The following is a 2,660-nucleotide window of genomic DNA, read 5'->3' as shown; positions in this document are numbered from 1 at the left end:
GGCAGGGGGGCGACGACGGTGTCGGGCACCGATTCGGGTAATTCGGCCGTGTCCATAGGAAACAACACGGGGGCCGTGGGTGATTTTTCCACGGTACTCGGTTCGGTCAGTTTAGCGACCGCGACTGCGACCAATGGCACCGTGGTGGGTTCGCAGAGCAGCGTCACCGCTATCAACGGCACCGCGGTAGGCAGCAACGTGGTGGTCGAAGCCAACCAAGGCACGGCGCTTGGCGCCAACAGCAGCGTGACGGCCGCCAACGCGGTGGCGCTCGGCGCCGGTTCGGTGGCCGACCAGGCTGACACGGTGTCTGTTGGAACCGCAGGTGGCGAGCGCAGGATAGTCAACGTCGCCCCGGGTACGGTGAGCGTTGCCAGCACCGACGCGATCAACGGCAGTCAGTTGTTTCTAGGGCGTCAGACCATAGCCGACCATCTGGGCGGCGGCGTGGTGGTGAACCCAGACGGTACCCTGAGCGCGCCGGTCTATCAGCTCAATAGCGGCACCTTCAACAATGTCGGAGAGGCGCTGCTGGGCCTCGAGGTCCAGGCGGCCGAAGGAATCCGTTATTTCGAGGCCGACGGCTTGCTTGACGGCACAGACGATGCGCAGGCGACCGGCACCAATTCGACCGCCGCGGGCAGCAGTTCGCTGGCCAGCGGTGCATTCGGCACGGCGCTGGGCTCGGGCGCGCAGGCCACGACGGAAGGCGCCATCGCCGCGGGCGGTGGGGCGCAGGCTACCGGTGGCAATGGCGCAGCGGCGTTCGGTGGTTTTGTCGACCTCAACAACGACGATCTGATCACTCCCGATGAAATTGCCTCGGCCAACTTCCTGGCGGCGACCGCGATCGGTGCGAATGCGCAGGTGAGTGGCGACGGCGGCTCCGCGTTCGGCAACCAGTCGCGCGCGGGCCTGGGTGCGTTGGCGGTGGGGCAGTCGGCCGAGGCGACGGCCGAGGCCTCCATCGCCGTCGGGCAGGACGCGACGGCCAGTGCGGCCCAGACGACGGCGATAGGTCAGCTCGCCCAGGCCACCGCCCAGGATGCCACGGCGGTCGGTCAGGGCAGCCTCGCCAATCAGGGAGAAGCTACCGCTCTGGGCCATGAGGCCGAAGCCACGGGGCTCGGCGCCACGGCGCTGGGCCAGAGCAGTACGGCCAGCGGCGGCCAGGCCACAGCGGTGGGTCAGCAAGCCCAGGCCACCGGGAGTGGCGCCACGGCAATGGGCCAAAACAGTCAGGCCATCGGCGACTTTTCCATTGCGATCGGCCAAGGCGCCGTCGCCAGCGCGCAGCAGTCGGTGGTGCTGGGCCTGAACAGCCGTGCAGAGGGCAACTTCAGCATGGCGCTGGGCACGAGCGCTGTTGTCAACGCTGCCGCTGGGGGAGGCACGGCGCTCGGCCCCGGAGCGAGCGTCAGCGCGGCCAACGCCGTGGCGCTGGGCGCAGACTCGGCGGCCGATCAGGCGAACACTGTGTCGGTGGGCACCGTCGGTGGTGAACGCCGCATCGTCAACGTCGCCAACGGTACCGGCCAGACCGACGCGGTCAATCTCAGCCAGCTCGAGGCCGCCATCGGCGGCACCGTCGAGGTGCATTACTTCAAGGCCAACGGCGCGAGCGACGGCAACGACGACGCCACGGCCAATGGCATGGGCGCGGTGGCCGTGGGGCGCAACGCAGAGGCCGACGGCGCCAGCAGCCTTGCCATCGGCGACGGCAGCCTGGCCTCAGGAGGCGCGGTCGCGTTGGGCAGCGGTAGCCAGTCCCATGGCGGCACCAGCGTCGCGCTGGGCCCGAACAGCATCGCGTCCGGCGCGGGCGACATCGCCATCGGCAGCGGCACGCAGGTGCTGGCCGACGAGAGCACGGCGGTCGGCACCGACAGCACGATCGCGGTCGGAGCGACGCAGGCGTCGGCATTCGGTGCCAGCAGCAATGTCGGCGCGGCGCTGGGTACCGCGCTGGGTTTCGGCAGCAGTGCGACGGCAGCCAATGCGGTTGCGCTGGGCGCCAACTCGGTGGCGGACCAGGCCGATACGGTGTCGGTTGGCGCACTGGGTGCCGAGCGACGCGTCGTCAACGTGGCCGACGGCACTCTCCAGACCGATGCGATCAACCTCAGCCAGCTCGAGGACGCGATCGGTGGCACCGTCAGCGTGCATTACTTCCAGGCCGACGGCGAGCGCTTGGGGGTCGACGATGCCTCGGCCACCGGCGCGGGCGCGGTGGCCATCGCGCGCTCGTCGGTGGCTAGCGGCGAAGGCAGCGTCGCCATCGGCGACAGCAGCGAGGCGTCGGCCACCGGTGCGGTGGCATTGGGCTTCAATTCCGTGGCCGACGAGGCCGACACGGTGTCGATCGGTGCGGCGGGGACCGAACGCCGCATCACCAACCTCGCCGCGGGTACGTTGGCGACCAATGCGGTGAACGTTGGCCAGCTGCAGTCGGCCGGCTTCACGCTCGATGCCAACGGTGTGGTGACCAATCCGGCGGTGACCTATGTCGACACGACACAGGCACAGATCACGCTGGGTGGCACGGGTGGCACGACGATTTCCAACGTCGCCGCCGGCACGGCGGACACCGATGCGGTCAACCTGGCCCAACTCGACGCGACGGTGGCCGAGGGCATCCGCTACTTCCAGGCCAACGGCAG

General features: G+C 69.3%; 1 pseudogene. It reads left to right on the top strand.

What is annotated here, in order from left to right:
• Positions 1-75 precede the first annotated feature (75 nt).
• Positions 76-2,660 (top strand): annotated as a pseudogene (locus IP90_RS16460) (hypothetical protein); the annotation flags it as partial.

It is taken from the genome of Luteimonas cucumeris, assembly GCF_007830035.1.
Taxonomy (GTDB): domain Bacteria; phylum Pseudomonadota; class Gammaproteobacteria; order Xanthomonadales; family Xanthomonadaceae; genus Luteimonas_C; species Luteimonas_C cucumeris.
Note: the sequence above shows the minus strand (reverse complement) of the source record. Positions and strands in the feature narration are given on the sequence as shown.